Source organism: Variovorax sp. dw_954 (assembly GCF_018449755.1).
Classification (GTDB): Bacteria; Pseudomonadota; Gammaproteobacteria; order Burkholderiales; family Burkholderiaceae_C; genus Variovorax.
In genome coordinates this window covers 1-585 of the sequence record NZ_JAAVVD010000109.1, presented here as the reverse complement: position 1 = coordinate 585, position 585 = coordinate 1, and the positions used below count along the sequence as shown (strand labels likewise).

Below are 585 nucleotides of genomic sequence, written 5' to 3'. Positions count from 1 at the left end.
CCAAGACCCCAGACGATGCGCGGAGCCGATACCTTCACCGAGAGCTTGTTCACGATGCGCCGCCTGGAGGACTTCGTACCCGCCAATCACCCGCTGCGTCCTATCCGCGCGATGGTCAATGAAGCGCTGCTCAAGATGGACGACTTGTTCGCCGGCATGTACGAGGCCGACATCAAGGGCGGGCGCCCCAGCATCGCTCCAGAGAAGCTGCTGCGCGCGATGCTGCTGCAGATCTTCTTCAGCGTTCGCTCGGAGCGCCAACTCATGGAGCAGACTCAATACAACCTCCTGTTTCGCTGGTTCATCGGCCTGGCCATGGACGATGCGGTCTGGGTTCCCAGCGTCTTTCACCAAGAACCGCGAACGCCTGATCGAGCATGACGCCATCATCGAACTGTTCAACCACATCGTCGAGACAGCTGGTCGCAAAGGCTGGCTGTCGGGAGAACATTTCAGCGTCGATGGCACCCTTATCCAGGCGTGGGCCAGCCACAGGAGCTTCGTGCGCAAGGACGGCAGCGATGATGATGCGGGCAACGACTCGACCGGCAGCACCAGCTTCAAAGGTCAGACCCGCAGCAACGA

At 60.7% G+C, this 585-nt stretch carries 1 pseudogene; it reads left to right on the top strand.

Features of this window, described 5'->3' with window-relative positions:
- Positions 1-15: 15 nt before the first annotated feature.
- Positions 16-585 (top strand): annotated as a pseudogene (locus HB681_RS37735) (IS5 family transposase); the annotation flags it as partial.